The sequence below is a fragment of the Streptomyces sp. NPDC050534 genome (assembly GCF_044457745.1).
Lineage (GTDB): Bacteria > Actinomycetota > Actinomycetes > Streptomycetales > Streptomycetaceae > Streptomyces.
This window is the reverse complement of sequence record NZ_JBITHF010000002.1, coordinates 273,043-291,076: the sequence shown is the minus strand read 5'-3', so window position 1 is coordinate 291,076 and position 18,034 is coordinate 273,043. Positions and strand designations below refer to the sequence as shown.

Below are 18,034 nucleotides of genomic sequence, written 5' to 3'. Positions count from 1 at the left end.
CAGCCCCTCACTGCGAAAGACGGTCCAGGATGCGCGGTCCGAGGTCGGTGACATCACCCGCGCCCATGGTGAGAACGAGATCGCGGGGCTTCGCCATTCCCGCGACCACGGACGGCACGTCCGCCTTGTCGCGGACCGGCGTCACGTCCGCGCCCGCGGCCCGTGCCGCCTCGATGATCAGCTCGCTCGTGACACCGGGGATCGGGTCCTCGCGGGCCGGGTAGATGTCGAGGACGACCGAGGCGTCCGCGAGGGCGAGCGCCTGGCCCATCTCCTTGCCGAGCTCCTGCGTACGGGAGAACAGGTGCGGCTGGAAGACGACCAGGATCCGGGACCCACCCGCCGCGGCGCGCATCGCCTCCAGGTCGGCCGTCATCTCGGTGGGGTGGTGGGCGTAGGAGTCGATCACCTGGACCCCGGCGGCCTCGCCCTTCAGCTGCAGGCGGCGCTTGACGCCCGTGTACGAGGCCAGGGCGGGCGCCAGTTCCTCGGCCGGGACGCCCAGCGCGACGCCGGCGGCCAGGGCGGCCACCGCGTTGTGCGCGTAGTGGCGGCCGGGGACCGAGACCGTGAAGGTGAGCTCCCGCCCCTCCAGGAGGACCGTCACCTCGCTCTTCAGGCCCTGAGGCACTACGGAGAGCACCCGTACGTCGGCGTCCTCCGCGTCGCCGTACGTCACCGTCCTGACGGCTCCGGCCAGCCGCCGGGTCAGCTCGCGCGCACCCTCGTGGTCCGCGTTGATCACCAGCGTGCCGCCGGGGACGATCCGGCCCGCGAACGTCTCGAAGGACTCGTAGATCTCGTCCATCGAGGCGTAGTTGGCGTGGTGGTCGAGCTCGACGTTGAGGACGATGGCGACCTCGGGGGCGTACTTGTGGAAGCTCCGGTCCGACTCGTCCGCCTCGGCGACGAAGATCTCGCCCTCGCCGTGCAGGGCGTTGGAGCCGGGCGCGTCCAGGTCGCCGCCGATCGCGTACGACGGGTTCAGGCCGAGCGCGCTCAGCGACACCGCCAGCATCGAGGTCGTCGTGGTCTTGCCGTGGGTGCCGGCGACCGCGATCGGGCGCAGGCCGTCCATCAGCGCGGCGAGGGCGTCGGAGCGGTGGACCACCGGGATGCCCAGCTCGGCCGCGCGGGCCAGCTCGGGGTTGTCCTTGCGGATCGCCGACGACACGACCACGCAGCTCGCGTCGTCGGCGAGGTGCTCCGCCGCGTGCCCGATGTGCACCGTCGCGCCCAGGGCCCGCAGCGCCTCGGCCGTCGCGGACTCCTTCGCGTCGCTCCCCGCCACCTTGGCCCCGCGCTGCGCGAGGATCTTCGCGATGCCCGACATCCCGGCGCCGCCGATGCCGATGAAGTGCGGTCGGTCCATGGCGGGGGGAAGGCCGGGTGCCATGCGTTTCTCCTGTGCGTGGTGCGTACGGCGGAACGTTCGGCCGCCCAGCCTATGCGTTCCGGGGGCCTGCAACTCCCCAGGGGCGCGGGGAACGGCGCGAGCAACCCCCACCGGCCCGCGCCCGAAGAACTACGCCTTACTGTGCGAGAAAAGCTTCAGCACCGGCACCCCCACCTTGTGCCGCGCCCGCGACGCCCAGTCCCGGTGGAAGAACTCCTCCACGTAGTGCGGATCGGTCAGCACGATGACCTCGTCCGCGTCGATCTCGTCGACCATCGCCTTGAGGGCGTCCAGCGGATGGTCCTCGATCAGCTTGCCCTCGGCCTCGCTGCCGGCGGCCCGCAGTGCCTGCAGGGACACCTCCAGGGCCCGCGTCCCGAAGTCTTTCGCGGCCTCCCCCTCGGGGGCCTCGTGCTCCTTCGCCGCCTCGTCCAGTTCGCCGAGCGCCACGTCGTCGATGGCCCGCAGCAGGCGGTCCGCCTGGTCGCCGCGGGGCTGGAGCAGCACGTGGAAGAAGACGCTCTCGTCCCCGTGCAGACCGGTGACGAACTCCACGTCCGCGGACGTCAGTGCCTTCTCGATCATCAGTACGCTTGTGAACACCGGGCGCCCCTTCTGCGGAAACCATCCTGCCCCGTCGTGTCACGGGGACTGCGAGATTCAGTGTGCCCGCCCGAAGCAAAGCGGAACGGTTGATTCCGCCGTTTTCGGGACCGGGGGTACCGCTGACCGAATATCAGGCCCGCCGGTACCTGGTGAAGAGAAACCCCTCCTCCTCGAGAACCGACGCGAGTACGAAGCGCTGCGGAACCGCGACCGAAGGACCGCCCGCGATGCGCTGCGCGTCACCGGCGGTGAGCGTCGGGGACACGGCGAGACACAGCTCGTCCAGCACTCCGGCGGCCACCAGCTGGCCGAGCAGCCGCGGGCCGCCCTCGGTCAGCAGCCGGGTGTGCCCCAGCTCGCCCAGGGCCCGTACGAGACGGGCGGGCTCCACGCCCACGCCGTCACCGGCGACCACCACCCTGGCACCGGCCTTCTCGGCGGCGGCGACCCGGTCCGGGGGTGCCGCGGCGCCGGTGAGCACCAGGGTGGGCACCAGGGGCGAGGCGAACAGGGGGAGGGAGAAGTCCAGGTCGAGACTGGCGCTGACCACCGCGATGGCCGGCACCGGCCCCTGTCCGGCGGCCCGGCGCGCCTCCGCGAACTCCGCACGCGCGCGTGCGGGCCGGTACCCCTCCTGACGTACCGTTTCGGCACCGGCGATCACGACGTCCGCGAGCTGCCGCAGGGTGCCGAAGATCCGCATGTCGGTCGCGCTGGAGATCGACTGCGAGCGCCCGTCGTGCTGAGCGGCGCCGTCGAGCGTGGACACCATGTTCGCCCGCAGCCAGGGCACGGGCCGGCCATCCGCGGCCGGCTCGGGATAGGCGTAGGCGGCGGCGAGCTCGGCGAGGCTCCACTCGGCCTCACCTGGAGGGTTCGGCGCTGTCTCGTCGGTCACAGGGAACAGGCGTCGCATGTCGTGCAGTGTGGCACGGCGCTTAGCATGGTGAACCGTGTCGTCCTCCCCTTCCGCCACCGACCGCAGCCCGATAGCGGACGCGGCGCCGCTGTCCCTGTGCGCCCGCATGCCGCATGTCCCCGCCGACCGGCTGGTCGCCGAAATGGTGCCGCCGCCGCGCTTCGACTCGGTGCGCTTCAGCACCTACATACCCGACCCGAACCAGCCCAGCCAGACCGAGGCCGTCCAGGTCCTCGAGGGCTTCGCGGCCGGGCTCGGCGGGGCGCACGCCGTCGGCGGCGGCAAGCGCGGCTTCCTCGGGTTCGGCAGGGCGAAGGCGGCAAAGCCCCCGGCCGGTCCCCGCGGCGTCTACCTCGACGGCGGCTACGGCGTCGGCAAGACCCACCTGCTCGCCTCCCTCTGGCACGCCACCCCGGCGGAGCCGGCGCTGAAGGCGTTCGGCACGTTCGTCGGGCTCACCAACCTGGTCGGCGCCCTGGGCTTCCAGCAGACCGTCCAGACCCTCTCCGGCCACCGGCTGCTGTGCATCGACGAGTTCGAGCTCGACGACCCCGGCGACACGGTCCTCGTGTCGACCCTGCTCGGCAAGCTCGTCGACGCCGGCGTGGCACTCGCCGCCACCTCCAACACCCTCCCGGGCAAGCTCGGCGAGGGCCGTTTCGCGGCGGCCGACTTCCTGCGCGAGATCCAGGGCCTGTCCGCCCGCTTCCGCCCCCTGCGCATCGACGGCGAGGACTACCGCCACCGCGGCCTGCCCGCCGCGCCGGCACCTTTCCCGAAGGAGCAGGTGACCAAGGCGGCGTACGCCACCGCGGGCGCCTCGCTCGACGGCTTCCCGCAGCTCCTCGGCCACCTCGCCAAGGTCCACCCCAGCCGGTACGGCGCCCTGACCGACGGCGTGCAGGCGGTCTGCCTCACCGATGTGCAGCCCGTCCCCGACCAGTCGACGGCCCTCAGGCTCGTCGTGCTCGCCGACCGGCTCTACGACCGTGAAGTGCCGGTCCTGGCCTCCGGGTTGCCCTTCGACCGGCTGTTCAGCGAGGAGATGCTGAACGGCGGCTACCGCAAGAAGTACTTCAGGGCGATCTCCCGGCTCACCGCGCTGGCGCGGGACGCCGAGAGGCTCACCGAGAGCGACTAGTTCCCGCCACTCCAGCAGCGCATTTCAGGCTCTCTTCAACTGGAAACGTAAAGTTAACCCTGCAAACAACGTTGCAGGGTTAACCTGTTTCTTGACCTGCCGTTGACCCGCCGCAGACCGTCCATTGATCAATGGTTGAGCTGCGATTGGTGCGTACGAACGGCGTGAACCACCTGGAGGGGGGCGCATGTTCCGCATCACCGCGGGCCGGAGCGCGCTGGCGCTCCTCGTCGCCCTTCTTGTCGCGCTCCCGTTCTTCGCTCCCACCGCTTCCTTCGCATCCGCGCATACGGCCCGTCATGTCGAGGCCAAGGCCCAGACCGGAATCACACTGTCCGGCTCGGCCCAGCGCGGTGAGACGGTCACGCACCGCCACTGCGATCCCTCAGGGGGCCCGACCGGTCCCCTGCGCACCCGCGACCGGACCCGCGCCGCCGACTTCACACCCGAGGGCCCCGAGCGCGGACAGCCGGCCCCGGGCCCGGCGGCCGCTCACGAACCGGCCGTGATCCGGGCACCCGGCACGTCGAGATCCCCGACAGCCCACACTCCGGCAGCACTTCAGGTCTTCCGCTGCTGACAGCAGAGCAGTTCCGCCCCCACCTCTGTCCTGCCCACACCGACGCGCCACCGCGGCGCGCCAGGAGGAGTCACGCATATGCAGCCCCTCATCGACAACGCCCGTCTGTTCGGACAGCGCCCTGAGGAGTTCGCCGGCCTCGCCGAAGGCCAGTCCCCCCAGGTGCTGTTCATCACCTGCTCCGATTCCCGGGTCGTCCCGGCCCTGATCACCGGCGCCCGCCCGGGCGAGCTCTTCGAGCTGCGCACCGCGGGCAACATCGTCCCGCCGTACGCCTCCGAGCACCCCACCAGCGAGGCGTGCACCATCGAGTACGCGGTGGAGGTGCTGGGCGTCCGCGACGTCGTGGTCTGCGGGCACTCGCACTGCGGCGCCGTCGGCGCCCTGGTGCGCGGCGACGACCTGACCGCCGTGCCGGCCGTGCGCGACTGGCTGACGCACGCCACTCCGCGCCCGTCCGGCACGGTCGAGGACCCGGCCGTCACCGAAGGCGTGCAGAGCCACGTCCTGACGCAACTGCTGCGGCTGCGCTCGTACCCGTACATCGAGAAGCGGATCGACGACGGTCAACTGTCCCTGCACGGCTGGTTCTACGAGGTCCACACCGGTGCCGTGCTGACGCACGACCCGCAGACCGACGTCTTCAAGGCCCTGTGAGCGCCGCGATGATGACCACATACCCCCACCTGCGGCAGGACTTCGCCGCTTCACTGGTCGTCTTCCTGGTCGCGCTCCCGCTGTGCGTGGGCGTGGCCGTCGCCTCCGGTGTCCCGGCCGAACTGGGCCTGGTCACCGGCATCGTGGGCGGCGTCGTCACCGGTCTCATGCGCGGCAGCAGCCTGCAGGTCTCCGGACCCGCGGCCGGTCTGACCGTGCTGGTCTTCGAGGCCGTGCGGGAGTTCGGGCTGCCGGCCCTCGGCGTGATCGTGCTCGCCACCGGCGTGCTCCAGATCCTCATGGGCGTCCTGAAGCTGGGGCGCTGGTTCCGGGCCATCTCGGTCTCGGTGGTCGAGGGAATGCTCGCCGGCATCGGTCTCGTACTGATCGCCGGACAGCTCTACTCGATGGCGGACGCCGAGGCACCCGCCTCGGGCCTGGAGAAGATAGCCCGCCTCCCGGGGGCGCTCGTCGGCACCTTCGGGAACACCCAGGCGCTCACCTCGCTCCTCGTGGGCGCCGGCACCATCGCCGTCCTGGTGCTGTGGAAGCGGATGCCCAAGCGGCTGCGCGCGATCCCCGGGCCGCTCGCCGCAGTCGGACTCGCGACCCTCGTCGCGACGGTGTTCCCGCTGCGGATCGCCACGGTCGAGGTGAAGGGCCTGCTGGGCTCGATCCAGCCGCCCCCGCCGAGTGCCTTCGGCGAGCTCGCCGGCCTCGGCCTGCTCGGCACGATCGTCGCCTTCACGCTGATCGCCTCCGCCGAGTCGCTGTTCAGCGCCGCGGCGGTGGACCGGCTGCACGACGGCCCGCGCACCCAGTACAACAAGGAGCTGGTCGCGCAGGGCGCGGGCAACGCGCTCAGCGGTGTCCTCGGCGCGCTGCCGATGACCGCGGTGATCGTGCGCAGCGCGGCGAACGTCCAGGCGGGCGCCCGCACGAAGGCGTCCCGTGTGCTGCACGGCGTGTGGCTGCTGCTGTTCGCGGCCCTGCTGCCGGGCGTCCTCGCCTTCATCCCGATCCCCGCGCTCGCGGGCGTCCTGGTCCACTCCGGCGCCAAGCTGATCCCCGTACGCGGCCTCGTGACGCTGTGGCGCGAGCACCGCGGCGAGGCGCTGATCCTCGTGGTGACGGCCCTGTCGATCGTCGCGGTCAGCATGTTCGAGGGCGTCCTGATCGGGCTGGCGCTCTCCGTCGTCAAGACGGCCTGGGAGGCCTCGCACCTCAAGCTGGAGATCGTCGACAAGGGCGCGGGCCCCGTCCAGGCGTACCTCTCGGGCAACGCGACCTTCCTGCGGCTGCCGAAGATCCTCGACAGTCTGGAGGCGCTGCCCCAGGACCGCCCGGTGGAGCTGGACCTCTCCGGCCTGCACCACCTGGACCACGCCTGCCGTACGGCGCTGGAGAACTGGGCCGAGCGGCACAGCGCGGCCGGCACCGAGCCGGTGCGGGTGACGGCCCGTGCCGAGCCGGCGCGGGTGACAGCGCCGTAGGCACCCTGGTGGCCGGTCCCGGGAGCCAGTCGTGGCCCGGGGCCGGGTAACCAGGCATATCGTTGCAGGAGCAGACACACGAGACCTCTGACAGAGGGGGCCGGCATGGGCCCTGAGGTGGTGACGGCGATCGTGGCGGCCTGTTCCGCGGGGGTCGTCTACTTCGCGGCGGCGGCCAAGGTCGTCAAGCAGTATGAGCGCGGGGTGGTGTTCCGGCTCGGGCGGCTGGCCGGTGAGGTGCGGTCGCCCGGCTTCACCATGATCGTCCCGATCGCGGACCGCATGAGCAAGATGAACATGCAGATCGTGACGCTGCCGATCCCGGCGCAGGAGGGCATCACCCGGGACAACGTGACCGTGCGCGTGGACGCCGTCGTCTACTTCAAGGTCGTCGACGCGGCGGCCGCGCTGATCAACGTCGAGGACTACAAGTTCGCGGTCTCCCAGATGGCACAGACGTCCCTGCGCTCGATCATCGGCAAGAGCGACCTCGACGACCTGCTCTCCAACCGCGAGAAGCTCAACCAGGGCCTGGAGCTGATGATCGACAGCCCGGCCATCGGCTGGGGCGTGCAGATCGACCGTGTCGAGATCAAGGACGTCTCCCTGCCCGAGGCCATGAAGCGCTCCATGGCCCGGCAGGCCGAGGCCGACCGCGACCGCCGTGCCCGCATCATCAACGCGGACGCCGAGCTGCAGGCTTCGAAGAAGCTGGCCGATGCCGCGAAACAGATGGCGGACACCCCAGCCGCGCTCCAGCTGCGGCTGCTCCAGACCGTGACGGCGGTCGCCGCCGAGAAGAACTCCACACTGGTCCTGCCCTTCCCGGTGGAGCTGCTCCGCTTCCTGGAGAAGGCGCAGGAGCATCCGCAGGACCAGCAGCACACGCAGACCCCTCGGATCGAGCAAGCCCAGACCCCTCGGATCGAGCAGGCGGAGACCCCTCAGATCGAGCCCACGCAGGACCATCGGCCCGACGAGTGATCAGCGGCCGGCGGCCCGTGACGCGGCGGGTAGCGGCCGCGCAGGGGCGCGGCTAGCGTTCCGTCCATGCAGCGCAGGCTCGTGATCGTCGCCGCAGCGGCGGCAGTGGGGCTCGTTTCGGGATGCGGGGGCGACGGCGGCGGCTCGTCAGCACCCGCGCCCAGCGCCGCACGGCGGATCACCGTGACCAGCACGGCCTTCACCGACGGCGGCACGATCCCGCGCCGCTACACCTGCGACGGCGGGAACGTCTCGCCCCCGCTCTCCTTCTCCGGGGTGCCGTCCGGCACGAAGGGGCTGGCCGTCCTGGTCGAGGACCCCGACGCCCCGCACGGCACCTTCACCCACTGGGTGGTGTGGAACGCGCCCCCGTCGCCGACGAGTTGGCCGGCCGGACAGGCCCCGCGGGGCGCGGCCCAGGGCCGCAACGGCTTCAAGAAGAGCGGCTACGGAGGGCCCTGCCCGCCCAAGGGCCAACGGCACCACTACGTCTTCTCCGCCTACGCCGCCGACCGTACCCTCGGCCTGCCGTCCGGCGCCTCGGCCGACGCCGTGAAGCGAGCTCTGAACGGCCACACCCTCGCCGCCGGCCACCTGACCGGACTCTACGGCCGCTGAGAACGACCGGCGGGCACGGCCGCGCGCCCGTCGGTGGCCGCTGCTCGGTGAGCGAGCGCGCCGGTCCACCATTCGCCCGTTTTACGCCGTTATGTTCGTGTGGTGATCATTCAAGTACGACAAGTGGTCGCCACCTGTGCCCTCGCCTGCGCAGCCGGCGCCGTACTCACCGCCTGCGGCGCCCCCGAGGCGCCCCGTGCCGCCCGCCCGGCACCGTCCGCCACCTCCGCCGCTCCGTCCCGGCCGCCGACGCTCGCGCCCGGCCCGGCGGGGCTCGCCCGCGTCTTCGAGAACGGCCCGCGCACGCAGGGCAAGACGGTCGCGCTGACCTTCGACGCCGACATGACCGCGGACGAGGGCCCGCGGGCAGCGGCCGGTGAGCGGTTCGACAATCCGCAGCTGATCGCGACGCTGCGGGCGCTGAAGGTGCCGGCCACCCTGTTCATGACCGGCCGGTGGGCCGACGAGTATCCGCAGGAGGCACGCTCCATCGGCCGCGACCCGCTGTTCGAGGTGGCCAACCACTCCTACAGCCACTACGCCTTCACGGCGAACTGCTACGGCCTGCCGACCATGTCCCCGGACCGGATGCGGTCGGACGTGGAGCGGGCGTACACGGCGTTCCGCAGGGCAGGGGTGCCGGACGCGATGCCGTACTTCCGTTTCCCGGGCGGGTGTTACGACCGGCGGACGCTGAAGGCGCTTGCCCCGACCGGTGTCACGCCCGTGCAGTGGGACGTGGTGAGCGGGGACGCGTTCGCGACGGACGCCGACGCGGTGGCGCGGCAGGTGCTGGACGGGGTGCGGCCGGGCTCGGTCGTCGTCATGCACTGCACGCGCAGCGCGGCTCCCGTCACCGAGCAGGCCGTCCGCACGGTCGTGCCCGAGCTGCGCGCGAAGGGCTTCCGGTTCGTGAAGGTGTCCCAGCTCATCGGGGCCACCAGTGGCCACCGGTGACCGGCCTACGCTGGAGGCATGAGCGACGAAAGCGACGACGGCTACTGCCTGATCGACGCCACCAGGCCGCCGAAGGCCGACGGACCGCCGTATGCGGAGTGTGTCCTGTGCCGCGAGCCGACCGAGTATCCGGAGTCGTACAAGGGGATCACGCTGTGCCCGGTGTGTGAGTGGCAGGAGGCGCAGCGCACCGCCTGTTCAGGCTGAGCGGCGGGACGAGAGCACGCAGGCCACCGCGGTCGCCGCCGCCGCGAGGACGGCGGCCGCCGCCAGCGGGAGCAGGGGCACGTGCACAGTGCCCGACTGCGAGCCGGTGACCAGGCCGCTGACCGCCGCCTGCGCGGGCGAGCCCGTCGCCACGACCGACAGCAGCGCCGCGAGGAGCATCGCCGGGACCGCGCGGCCGGGCGAGCGCAGCACCGGCCAGTTGGTGAGCGCGCCGACGGCCGTGCCGAGCAGCGCGCAGGCCAGCGCGGCGAGCAGCCCGGCCGCGCCCGCCGGAAGCAGCGGCACCCGGGTGTGGTGGTCGGTACTCACCGGATCGCTGATCAGCGTCACGAAGAGGGTCGCCACCGTGCCGAGCACGGCCGCGGCGGTCAACGCCACCAGCAGCCTGGCCAGATGGGCCCGCCCGGACCCGGACGCCGCGGCCACGCACGCGCGTGCCGCGGGCGGCTCGACCGTGACGCAGATCCGCACCAGCCAGGCCGCGACCGGCAGCAGGGCGGCGGCCGCGTAGCCGAGCGAGTCGAGCACCGGCTGCCCGCCCTGGAGCCCGACGCCGAGGAAGGCCGCGTAGAGGATGACCGGCGGCAGCCAGCGCTGCGAGCGCAGGAGGAGGGCGGCCTGGTAGCGCAGGGGGGCGGTCATCGGTGGCTGTCCTTGTCTTGACTGTCCGTGTTTCGGGTGTGCGAGGCGTGGCTGTCCGGGGCGAGGGGGTGCACGCCGGTCACGTGCCACGGTGGGCGGGCCGTCAGCAGGGTGCGCAGCACGGCGTCCGAGTGGGAGGCGGGCACGGTGAGGCGGTAGTGGCCCGGCGCGGTCTGCTCGGCCGAGAGGACGGCACCGAGGGTGCCGGTGGGCGGCCGAGCACCCGGCGGCCCCTGCGCCTCGACCACGACCTGCGGGCCGTCCGCCGGTGCGGCGGTCTCTCGCGTACGGCTCTCCAGAGCGCCGGCCCGCACGGTGTATGTCATGTCAGGCGCCCCCGCGAGGCGGCCCGGGTCGTGGTCCACGAACACGACCGCCCCGCCGGCCGCGGTGCGCTCGGCGACCGCGCGCTCCAGCTCGCCTCGGGCGGCGGTGTCCAGACCCGTCCACGCCTCGTCGAGGACGAGCAGTTCCGGCTCGGCGAGCAGCGCCTGCGCCACGGCGACCTTCTGGCTGCTGCCCTTGGACAGCCGGGCCATGGGGGTGCGGGCGTAGCCGGCGGCGCCGAAGCGCTCCAGCCACTCCCCGGTGGCGCGGATCGCTGCCGGGCGGGACAGGCCGTGGATCGTGCCGAGGTGGGTGAGATAGCCGTGCGGGGTGAAGGGCAGGGCCGACGGGAAGCGCTCGGGGACGTAGGCGGTGCGGGGGCGGCCGGTGATCCGGCCCTCGGTGGGGGCGTCGATGCCGGCCAGGAGCCGTAGCAGCGTGGACTTGCCGGTGCCGTTCGCCCCCTCGACGCGGGTCAGCGTGCCCGGCGCGAGGGCGAGGTGGACGCCCCGTAGCACCCAGGGGCCGCGCAGTCCGTAGCGGCGGCCGACGTCGTCCAGCCGAAGATCGCGTCGCATGCGGGCATCCTCCCAAAGGGGCACCGTCCCGCGCCCCCTTAAAGTTGGCTGGTGTGAGCCATGAAGTGACGTCCTCCGCCGACAGCCCGTTCCGTTCCGAGCCCAGCGAGCGCGACCAGGCACCGCAGTTCGTGCTGCCCCTCGTCGTGCGCATCGAGAAGGCGGCGCCGCCCGCCCGTACGGACGCAATGGAGACCGCCGCCCGCGCCGTGCTCGTGATGCTGAGCGACGAGCGGGCCCTCGGGGACGGCGAGTGGGCCGAGGCCGTGCGGGACTGGCAGGACGCCCGGATCCGCAAGGTGGTGCGGCGCGCCCGCGGTGCCGAGTGGCGGCGGGCCGAGGCCCTGCCCGGCATCACGGTGAGCGGGAAGAACGCCGAGGTGCGGGTCTTCCCGCCCGTACCGCTCGACGGATGGCCCAAGGACCTGGCCAGGCTGCAGGTGTCCGGCACGGATCTCGACGACCCGGAGCCGCCGGTCGCGGCGGACCCGGCCCTCCCCGTCCTGTGGCTGAACCCCGGCCTCGGCATGTCCGCGGGCAAGGCGATGGCCCAGGCGGGCCACGCCGCCCAACTGGCCTGGTGGGAACTGCCGGACGAGGAGCGGGCCGCCTGGCGTGACAGCGGATTCGCGCTCGCCGTACGCACCGCGGACCCGGCGCGCTGGGGCGAACTGACGTCCAGTGGGCTGCCGTTGGTGCGCGACGCCGGCTTCACGGAGATCGCTCCCGGCTCCTGCACCGTGGTGGCCGACCACCCGGCGCTCCGCTGACCGGCCATGACCACCCACCGACCAGCAGTCTTTGCCAAGTAATGTGATTCTTTACCCGTTGTTTGAACAGCGGGTGAACCCCGCGCGTATCTCCCGGCACCGGCGCACCGGCCAAGCACCCTGCGCCGACGACCAGTTGCTCTCACCCGGGAGGCACCTTGCGCGTGCGTATCAACGGCACGGCTCTGCTCGTCGTGGCCCTCGTCGTCACCCTCGGCGCCCTCGTGTTCCCCGTGTGGTCGTACGCCGACCGGCTGGGCACCGGGCAGGCGAACGTGGCGGCGGGGACCGTGAACACCGAATGGGGTCCGCTGACCGCCGCCGACCGCGATCTGATCGTGCGGGTGCGGCTGGCCGGGCTGTGGGAGCTGCCCGCCGGGCAGCAGGCGATCGAGCGCGCCCCCAGCCGGGCGATCAGGGAGGCCGGCGACCACCTCGTCGTCGGCCACACCGATCTGGACAAGCGGGTGCGCATCGTCGCGGCCCGGCTCGGCGTCCCCCTGCCGAACCAGCCGAACGAGCAACAGCAGGGCTGGCTGCGGGAGATGGACGCGGCGACGGGCTCGGCGTACGAGTACACCTTCGTCAATCTGCTGCGCGCCGCGCACGGCAAGATCTTCCCGGCCATCGGCACCGTCCGTAACACCACCCGCAACACCCTCGTACGGCAGCTGGCCTCGGACGCCAACCAGACGGTGCTCGACCACATCACGATCCTGGAGAAGACCGGCCGGGTCGACTTCGACGCCATCGCCAACGACGCGGTGTCGGCCAGCACCGCCAGCCCGACCGGCCCGCCCGCGCCGCTTCCCGGCCAGGTGCCGCCCTCGGCGCCGGCCGCGGAGTCCGGCGGCGACATCAGGACGACCTCGCGCCCCTCCCCGGGCGCACCCGGCACGGTCAACACGAACCGGCCCGAGCCGGTGGACTCGCAGGGCCTCCTGGAGTGAGCCGCGAACCTCAAATCTTGCTCTGAAGGTGGACGGGGCGGGATTCGGGCCGCGGCGGCGGGGCCATACCTCCGTCACGTCAAGGGCGACGCATCGAAGGAGACGTATCACCGCGGACGCATGGATCGGAACACAGCCGAGGAGGGGGACGGACCATGGAGCGACTGGGAACGGGCATCGGGTGGCGGCCGGAGATCGCCGACGCCGTGGAGCGCATGCCGGGCATCGACTGGGTCGAGGCCGTGTCCGAGAACGTGTGCCCCGGGCACCTCTCCGAGTCGCTTCAGCGGCTGCGCGCCCGCGGCGTCACCGTGGTCCCGCACGGCGTCTCACTCGGCCTCGGCGGCGCCGACCGGCCGGACGCCGGACGGCTCGCCGCACTCGCCGAGCGGGCCGAGGCGCTGGGATCGCCGCTGGTCACCGAGCACATCGCGTTCGTACGGGCGGGCGGCCCGCTGACCGCCTCCCCGCTCCTGGAGGCCGGGCACCTGCTGCCCGTGCCACGCACCCGGGACGCCCTCGACGTGCTGTGCGAGAACATCCGCATCGCGCAGGACGCGCTGCCGGTGCCGCTCGCCGTCGAGAACATCGCCGCGCTGGTCTCCTGGCCGGGCGAGGAGATGACCGAGGGGCAGTTCCTGTACGAACTCGCCGACCGGACCGGCGTACGGCTGCTGATCGACGTGGCCAACCTGCACACCAACCACGTCAACCGCGGCGAGGACCCGGCCGAGGCGCTCGCCGAGCTGCCCCTGGAGGCCATCGCCTACGTCCATGTCGCGGGCGGCTTCGAACGCGACGGCGTCTGGCACGACAGCCACGCCCACCCGGTCCCGCGGCCGGTCCTCGACATCCTGACCGACCTCGCCTCCCGGATCTCACCGCCGGGCGTGCTGCTGGAGCGGGACGAGAACTTCCCCGAACCGGCCGAGCTGGAGCGGGAGTTGAAGGAGATCCGGGTGGCCGTGGAGAAGGGGCGGGCCCTGCGGGCGCAGGGTGCGGCAGTCACCGGCACCGGCACCCCGCCGGCCTCCTCCCCCTCCACCGGCGACGCCCGCCAGCGGCTCGCGCTCGCCCAGACCGCCCTGCTGTCGGCGCTGGTCGCCGGGACGCCCGTGCCGGAGGGGTTCGACCGGGTGCGGCTGGGGGTGCAGGCGCGGGCGCTCGCCGGGAAGCGCGCGGACGTGGTGGCCAAGGTGGCGCCCGAACTGCCGGAGATCCTCGGCGGGACGTACCGGCCCGCCTTCCTCGCGTACGCCCACGGGCACCCCATGACGGGCGGCTACCGCAGGGACGCCCTGGACTTCGCCGGGCATCTGCTGCTCGACGGGCGGCTGGAGGAGGGCCGCGTCCGGCGGGAGCTGCGGACCTGGTGGCTGGAGCGGTCGGGGCCCGCGCCGCGGCCGGGGCGGGTGGCGAGGGCGGCCCGGCGCGTGCTGCTGCACCGCTGAGGGGGCGCACGAACCTCGCAGTAATATGCGGTGCCGTACAGGAGGCACCATGCGACCCCGACCACCCCTCAAGGGCCGAGGCATAGTCAGCGGCACAGGCATCATCGTCATCGGCCTGATGGCCACCCTGCTCGCGCTGATCTTCCCGATCTGGTCCTACGCCGACCGTTCGGGCACCGGCACCGGCACCGCAGCCGGCACGCTGAGCGCCCAGACCGTGCCGACCCAGTACGGGCCGCTGTCCGCTCTCGACCGCGACTTCGTCACCCGGGTCCGGCTGGCCGGGCTGTGGGAGCTGCCCGCCGGGCAGGAGGCCGAGGAGAAGGGCACCACCGAGGCCGTCCGCACGGCGGGGCAGCACCTCGTGCAGGGCCACACCTTCCTCGACCAGCGGGTGCGCGACGTCGCCGCCAAGCTCGGGCTCCAGCTGCCCAACGAGCCCACGGCCCAGCAGCGGCAGTGGCTCGCGACCCTGCACACGGCCGAGGGCACGGACTACGACCGCCAGTTCGTGAACATCGCGCGGCTGGCGCACGGCACGGTGTTCTCCCTCGTCGCCCAGGTCCGCGCGACCACCCGCAACTCGCTGGTGCGGTCGCTCGCCGACGACGCCAACACGACCGTGCTGGACCACATCAAGGTCCTGGAGGCCACGGGGTACGTGGACTGGGACGCGCTCGCCCGGGACATGGCCTCCGCGAGCACTCCCCCGCTCACCGGCTCCCCGGCCCCGCCCGGCCCGACGGCGGACCCGAGTCCGGCCACCCCCGTCACGGCGTCGCCGTCCCCGACCTACCCGCTCCCGCCGCCCACCACCAGCCCGCCGCCGTGACGATCAAACGGAACGTCACATACCGGCAACGGCTTGTCCGTATTGTGAACAGGGCATGGCGTTCCCCAGAGCATCTGGCATAGAAACGCGGCATGTTCTGGGTCCTTCTCCTGCTGCTGGCCTGGGCCGCGGCCGGCACCGCGTGCACACGCCTGTGCCTGGCCGCCGTACGCGCGGCGGCGGGCGACGCGGACGTCCGAGGGGACGCACGGCGTCATGAGCTGACCCTTTACGAGGCCGCCTTCCTGTCCGGCGGACCCGGCCGGGTCGCCGATCTGACCATGGTCTCGATGGCCAGACAGCGGCGGCTGCTGCTCGCCCACACCGGCTGGGCGACGGTGGTCGACCCGCGCGGCCGGGACGACATGGAGCGGTCGGTCATCGGGGCCATCGGGCCCGAGGGGCAGAACCGCATCGCCCCCGTACGGGCCGCCGCCGCCTCCACGGACGCCGTCGCCGGTCTCGCCGACCGGCTCGTCGACGCGGGCCTGGCCGTGCCCGCGGGCGCCCGGACCACCGTCGCGGCCGGCGTGCGCCAGGTGCGGCTCGCCGCGCTCGCGGTGCTCGCCCTGGGCGCGACCGCGCTGCTGGTGCCCGCCCAGCCGGACATGCCGCGCGCTCTGGTCGCCCTGTGGTTCGCGCTGCCGCTCGCACTGACGCTGAGCTGCCTGGCCATCGCCCGGGTCGAGGTCCACCCGTACTCGCGCTGGGCCTCCCCGGCCGGGCAGCGGCTGCTGGGCGCCCTCACCCGGCGCGCCACGAGCGGCGACGACCGTACGTACCTCACCACCGTCGCCGTGCGGGGGGTCCGCGCGATCGGCGAACCGGACCTGCGCGCGGCCTTCGCGCACCGCGACGAGCCCTGGCGCGAACCGCACATCGGGGGCGCATAGGGGGCATTGGCGCCGACACCGGCGCTTGGTGCTTGCCTTCTCCATACACCGAACGAAACATCCCTTTTGTCGCTGCCATGCACCGAAGGGATACGTCATGAGAGCTGCCGCCCTCTACTCGGCCGCCGGATCCTTGCTCGTGACCGCCCTGGCGCTCGCACCGGCCGGCAGCGCACCGGCAGCGCCGGGCGCACCGGCCGCCCCCGGCGCGGCCGAGCAGCAGGGCACGGCAGCGGCGGCCGCGCGGGCCCGGGCGGCCGGCATCGACTTCGGGAAGTGCTCCGACGTCAAGGACATGCCCGGCGCCATGCAGTGCGGCACGGTGTCCGTACCGCTCGACTACGCCCGGCCCGGCGGCAAGCAGATCAAGCTGACCGTCACGCGGGTGGCCGCCACGCACAAGGACCCGCACAACAGCAAGCGCCGGGTGCGGAGGCAGGGCGCGCTGGTCTACAACCCCGGCGGACCGGGCGGCGACGGCCAGTACTTCCCGCTCGTCGGCCTGCTCCCGGAGTGGAAGCGCATCGCGTCGGCCTACGACCTGATCGGCTACTCCCCGCGCGGCGTCGGCCGGTCCGCGCCGCTGTCCTGCGAGGACCCGGGGCGCTTCTTCAAGGCGCCCTCGCAGGCGCCGGCGCATCCCTCGGAGTCGTACAAGCAGGAGCGCATCGCGCAGGCGAAGGCCTACGCGCAGGGCTGCGCCAGGCGGTCGGGCAGCGGGCTGAAGCAGTTCAACTCCCTCAACAACGCCCGCGACCTGGATGTGCTGAGGGCGGCGCTGGGCGAGCAGAAGCTGACGTTCATGGGGGCGTCGTACGGCACCTACTTCGGGGCCCTCTACGCGACGCTGTTCCCCTCGCACGTGCGCCGGATGGTGTTCGACTCGGCGGTGGACCCGGCGCCCGAGCAGATCTGGTACCGCAACAACCTCGACCAGTCGGCCGCGTTCGAGAGCCGCTGGACGGACTTCCGGCAGTGGATCGCCCGGCACGACGACGTGTACAGGCTGGGCAGGACCGTGGCCACGGTCCAGCACAACTACACCAAGGCGAGCGCACAGCTCGCGGCCCAGCCCGCCGGCGGCAAGGTGGGTCCCGCGGAGCTCCAGGCCGCGTTCCTGTCGGCCGGCTACTACGACGACTACTGGCCCAGGCGCGCGCAGGCGCTGTCGGCGTACCTGAAGGGCGACCCGAAGCCGCTCATCGAACAGGCGGGGCCGGCCACGGAGGCGGCGGCCGAGGCGGAGAACTCCAACGCGGTCTACACGGCCGTGGAGTGCAACGACGCGGCCTGGCCGACCGACTTCAAGGTCTGGGACCGTGACAACACCCGGCTCGCGCGCGTGGCGCCGTTCGAGACCTGGGACAACGCGTGGATGAACCTGCCGTGCGCCTACTGGCCGGCGCCCCGGCAGCAGCCGCTCGACGTGCGGACCGGACCGGGCGAGCTGCCGACGACGCTGATCCTGGCCGCGGAGCGGGACGCGGCGACGCCGTACGACGGCGCCCTGGAGATGCAGCGGCGGCTGTCCGGCTCGGTCCTGGTGACCGAGCGGGACGCGGGCACGCACGGCATCGCCGGCGGCCCCAACAAGTGCGTCAACGGCTACCTCGACGCCTACCTGCTGGAGGGCCGCACCCCGGAGCGGCGCGCCTCGTGCGCCCCGCACGCCGAACCGAAGCCGTCCTCCGACGACCGCGCCCACCCCACGTCCGTGAAGGACTCCCTGAAGGGCAAGGCCCCCAGAGGCTGACGCAACCACCGGGCCCGGGCTCACACCTGGGCCCGGGCTCGGACGTGCAGTCGGACGTGGACTCGGCCGATCAGGCCAGGCCCGCGACCAGTTCCGCGACGTCCTTGCGGCGGCCCGTGCTGCGACTCCCGGGGGACAACCCCCGGGCCCCCGGCCGGCATGAGGCATCGCCCGCGATCAGACGACCTCGTCGAGCAGCACGGCCCCGAACCCAATGCACCCGTTGCCACACCCCGGGAAGTCGATCCCGGCTCCCCAG

The 18,034-nt window shown here is 72.8% G+C and carries 19 protein-coding genes; 14 read left to right on the top strand and 5 right to left on the bottom strand.

Going from position 1 to position 18,034, the window contains the following annotated elements:
• Positions 1–7: 7 nt before the first annotated feature.
• From murC to ACIBN2_RS06850, 3 genes are all read right to left on the bottom strand, one after another.
• Positions 8–1,396: a UDP-N-acetylmuramate--L-alanine ligase gene (gene murC, locus ACIBN2_RS06860; protein ID WP_399133139.1), complete on the bottom strand. Its 1,389-nt coding sequence runs from the start codon at positions 1,394–1,396 to the stop codon at positions 8–10.
• A gap of 129 nt (positions 1,397–1,525) precedes the next feature.
• The gene (locus ACIBN2_RS06855) at positions 1,526–1,999 is read right to left on the bottom strand and encodes an indole-3-glycerol phosphate synthase (RefSeq protein WP_399133138.1); all 474 of its coding nucleotides are present in this window, start codon (positions 1,997–1,999) and stop codon (positions 1,526–1,528) included.
• 133 nt (positions 2,000–2,132) lie between these two features.
• The gene (locus ACIBN2_RS06850; RefSeq protein WP_399133137.1) at positions 2,133–2,918 is read right to left on the bottom strand and encodes a pyrimidine reductase family protein; all 786 of its coding nucleotides are present in this window, start codon (positions 2,916–2,918) and stop codon (positions 2,133–2,135) included.
• Positions 2,919–2,955: 37 nt separating this feature from the next.
• Between ACIBN2_RS06850 and zapE the strand changes: the two genes are divergently transcribed.
• From zapE to ACIBN2_RS06810, 8 genes are all read left to right on the top strand, one after another.
• Positions 2,956–4,062: a cell division protein ZapE gene (zapE, locus tag ACIBN2_RS06845; RefSeq protein WP_399133135.1), complete on the top strand. Its 1,107-nt coding sequence runs from the start codon at positions 2,956–2,958 to the stop codon at positions 4,060–4,062.
• 187 nt (positions 4,063–4,249) lie between these two features.
• On the top strand, positions 4,250–4,642 hold the full coding sequence (locus ACIBN2_RS06840) for a hypothetical protein (RefSeq protein ID WP_399133134.1): 393 nt from the start codon (positions 4,250–4,252) through the stop codon (positions 4,640–4,642).
• Positions 4,643–4,720: 78 nt separating this feature from the next.
• Positions 4,721–5,299 carry a carbonic anhydrase gene (locus ACIBN2_RS06835; protein ID WP_399133133.1) on the top strand — a complete coding sequence of 193 codons (579 nt, stop codon included), beginning with the start codon at positions 4,721–4,723 and terminating at the stop codon, positions 5,297–5,299.
• An 8-nt stretch (positions 5,300–5,307) separates the two neighbouring features.
• The gene (locus ACIBN2_RS06830; RefSeq protein WP_399133132.1) at positions 5,308–6,792 is read left to right on the top strand and encodes a SulP family inorganic anion transporter; all 1,485 of its coding nucleotides are present in this window, start codon (positions 5,308–5,310) and stop codon (positions 6,790–6,792) included.
• Positions 6,793–6,897: 105 nt separating this feature from the next.
• Entirely contained in the window at positions 6,898–7,776 is an 879-nt protein-coding gene (locus ACIBN2_RS06825; RefSeq protein WP_399133131.1) for a slipin family protein, read from the top strand.
• 66 nt (positions 7,777–7,842) lie between these two features.
• The gene (locus tag ACIBN2_RS06820; protein WP_399133130.1) at positions 7,843–8,394 is read left to right on the top strand and encodes a YbhB/YbcL family Raf kinase inhibitor-like protein; all 552 of its coding nucleotides are present in this window, start codon (positions 7,843–7,845) and stop codon (positions 8,392–8,394) included.
• 102 nt (positions 8,395–8,496) lie between these two features.
• Positions 8,497–9,351, top strand: a complete 855-nt coding sequence (locus ACIBN2_RS06815) for a polysaccharide deacetylase family protein (RefSeq protein WP_399133129.1) — start codon at positions 8,497–8,499, stop codon at positions 9,349–9,351.
• Between the two features lie 18 nt (positions 9,352–9,369).
• Positions 9,370–9,558: a hypothetical protein gene (locus ACIBN2_RS06810; RefSeq protein WP_399133128.1), complete on the top strand. Its 189-nt coding sequence runs from the start codon at positions 9,370–9,372 to the stop codon at positions 9,556–9,558.
• Here ACIBN2_RS06810 and ACIBN2_RS06805 read toward each other — a convergent pair.
• Complete coding sequence (locus ACIBN2_RS06805; RefSeq protein WP_399133127.1) at positions 9,550–10,221, bottom strand: ABC transporter; 672 nt, start codon at positions 10,219–10,221, stop codon at positions 9,550–9,552. The two genes, ACIBN2_RS06810 and ACIBN2_RS06805, sit on opposite strands and share 9 nt — an antisense overlap.
• The gene (locus tag ACIBN2_RS06800; RefSeq protein WP_399133125.1) at positions 10,218–11,126 is read right to left on the bottom strand and encodes an ATP-binding cassette domain-containing protein; all 909 of its coding nucleotides are present in this window, start codon (positions 11,124–11,126) and stop codon (positions 10,218–10,220) included. Before ACIBN2_RS06800 ends, ACIBN2_RS06805 begins: the two co-directional genes overlap by 4 nt.
• Positions 11,127–11,179: 53 nt before the next feature.
• Between ACIBN2_RS06800 and ACIBN2_RS06795 the strand changes: the two genes are divergently transcribed.
• The 6 genes from ACIBN2_RS06795 to ACIBN2_RS06770 all read left to right on the top strand — a co-directional run bounded on the left by ACIBN2_RS06795 (position 11,180) and on the right by ACIBN2_RS06770 (position 17,775).
• Positions 11,180–11,896, top strand: a complete 717-nt coding sequence (locus tag ACIBN2_RS06795) for an aminoacyl-tRNA hydrolase (protein ID WP_399133124.1) — start codon at positions 11,180–11,182, stop codon at positions 11,894–11,896.
• A gap of 158 nt (positions 11,897–12,054) precedes the next feature.
• Complete coding sequence (locus ACIBN2_RS06790) at positions 12,055–12,846, top strand: DUF4142 domain-containing protein (protein WP_399133123.1); 792 nt, start codon at positions 12,055–12,057, stop codon at positions 12,844–12,846.
• A gap of 155 nt (positions 12,847–13,001) precedes the next feature.
• Positions 13,002–14,297, top strand: a complete 1,296-nt coding sequence (locus ACIBN2_RS06785; RefSeq protein ID WP_399133122.1) for a DUF692 domain-containing protein — start codon at positions 13,002–13,004, stop codon at positions 14,295–14,297.
• Between the two features lie 49 nt (positions 14,298–14,346).
• The gene (locus tag ACIBN2_RS06780; protein ID WP_399133121.1) at positions 14,347–15,129 is read left to right on the top strand and encodes a DUF4142 domain-containing protein; all 783 of its coding nucleotides are present in this window, start codon (positions 14,347–14,349) and stop codon (positions 15,127–15,129) included.
• A gap of 92 nt (positions 15,130–15,221) precedes the next feature.
• Positions 15,222–16,022, top strand: coding sequence for a TIGR04222 domain-containing membrane protein (locus ACIBN2_RS06775; protein WP_399133120.1), 801 nt, complete (start codon positions 15,222–15,224; stop codon positions 16,020–16,022).
• Between the two features lie 97 nt (positions 16,023–16,119).
• Positions 16,120–17,775 carry an alpha/beta hydrolase gene (locus tag ACIBN2_RS06770; RefSeq protein ID WP_399133119.1) on the top strand — a complete coding sequence of 552 codons (1,656 nt, stop codon included), beginning with the start codon at positions 16,120–16,122 and terminating at the stop codon, positions 17,773–17,775.
• Positions 17,776–18,034 lie beyond the last annotated feature (259 nt).

What these genes read in the sequence shown, in the direction of transcription:
- murC (WP_399133139.1), bottom strand. Translation starts at nt 1,396, where the DNA reads ATGGCACCCGGCCTTCCCCCCGCCATGGACCGACCGCACTTCATCGGC.
- ACIBN2_RS06840 (WP_399133134.1), top strand. Translation starts at nt 4,250, where the DNA reads ATGTTCCGCATCACCGCGGGCCGGAGCGCGCTGGCGCTCCTCGTCGCC.
- ACIBN2_RS06780 (WP_399133121.1), top strand. Translation starts at nt 14,347, where the DNA reads ATGCGACCCCGACCACCCCTCAAGGGCCGAGGCATAGTCAGCGGCACA.
- ACIBN2_RS06810 (WP_399133128.1), top strand. Translation starts at nt 9,370, where the DNA reads ATGAGCGACGAAAGCGACGACGGCTACTGCCTGATCGACGCCACCAGG.
- ACIBN2_RS06825 (WP_399133131.1), top strand. Translation starts at nt 6,898, where the DNA reads ATGGGCCCTGAGGTGGTGACGGCGATCGTGGCGGCCTGTTCCGCGGGG.
- ACIBN2_RS06850 (WP_399133137.1), bottom strand. Translation starts at nt 2,918, where the DNA reads ATGCGACGCCTGTTCCCTGTGACCGACGAGACAGCGCCGAACCCTCCA.
- ACIBN2_RS06835 (WP_399133133.1), top strand. Translation starts at nt 4,721, where the DNA reads ATGCAGCCCCTCATCGACAACGCCCGTCTGTTCGGACAGCGCCCTGAG.
- ACIBN2_RS06800 (WP_399133125.1), bottom strand. Translation starts at nt 11,126, where the DNA reads ATGCGACGCGATCTTCGGCTGGACGACGTCGGCCGCCGCTACGGACTG.
- ACIBN2_RS06770 (WP_399133119.1), top strand. Translation starts at nt 16,120, where the DNA reads ATGAGAGCTGCCGCCCTCTACTCGGCCGCCGGATCCTTGCTCGTGACC.
- ACIBN2_RS06820 (WP_399133130.1), top strand. Translation starts at nt 7,843, where the DNA reads ATGCAGCGCAGGCTCGTGATCGTCGCCGCAGCGGCGGCAGTGGGGCTC.
- ACIBN2_RS06775 (WP_399133120.1), top strand. Translation starts at nt 15,222, where the DNA reads ATGTTCTGGGTCCTTCTCCTGCTGCTGGCCTGGGCCGCGGCCGGCACC.
- ACIBN2_RS06805 (WP_399133127.1), bottom strand. Translation starts at nt 10,221, where the DNA reads ATGACCGCCCCCCTGCGCTACCAGGCCGCCCTCCTCCTGCGCTCGCAG.
- ACIBN2_RS06830 (WP_399133132.1), top strand. Translation starts at nt 5,308, where the DNA reads ATGATGACCACATACCCCCACCTGCGGCAGGACTTCGCCGCTTCACTG.
- ACIBN2_RS06785 (WP_399133122.1), top strand. Translation starts at nt 13,002, where the DNA reads ATGGAGCGACTGGGAACGGGCATCGGGTGGCGGCCGGAGATCGCCGAC.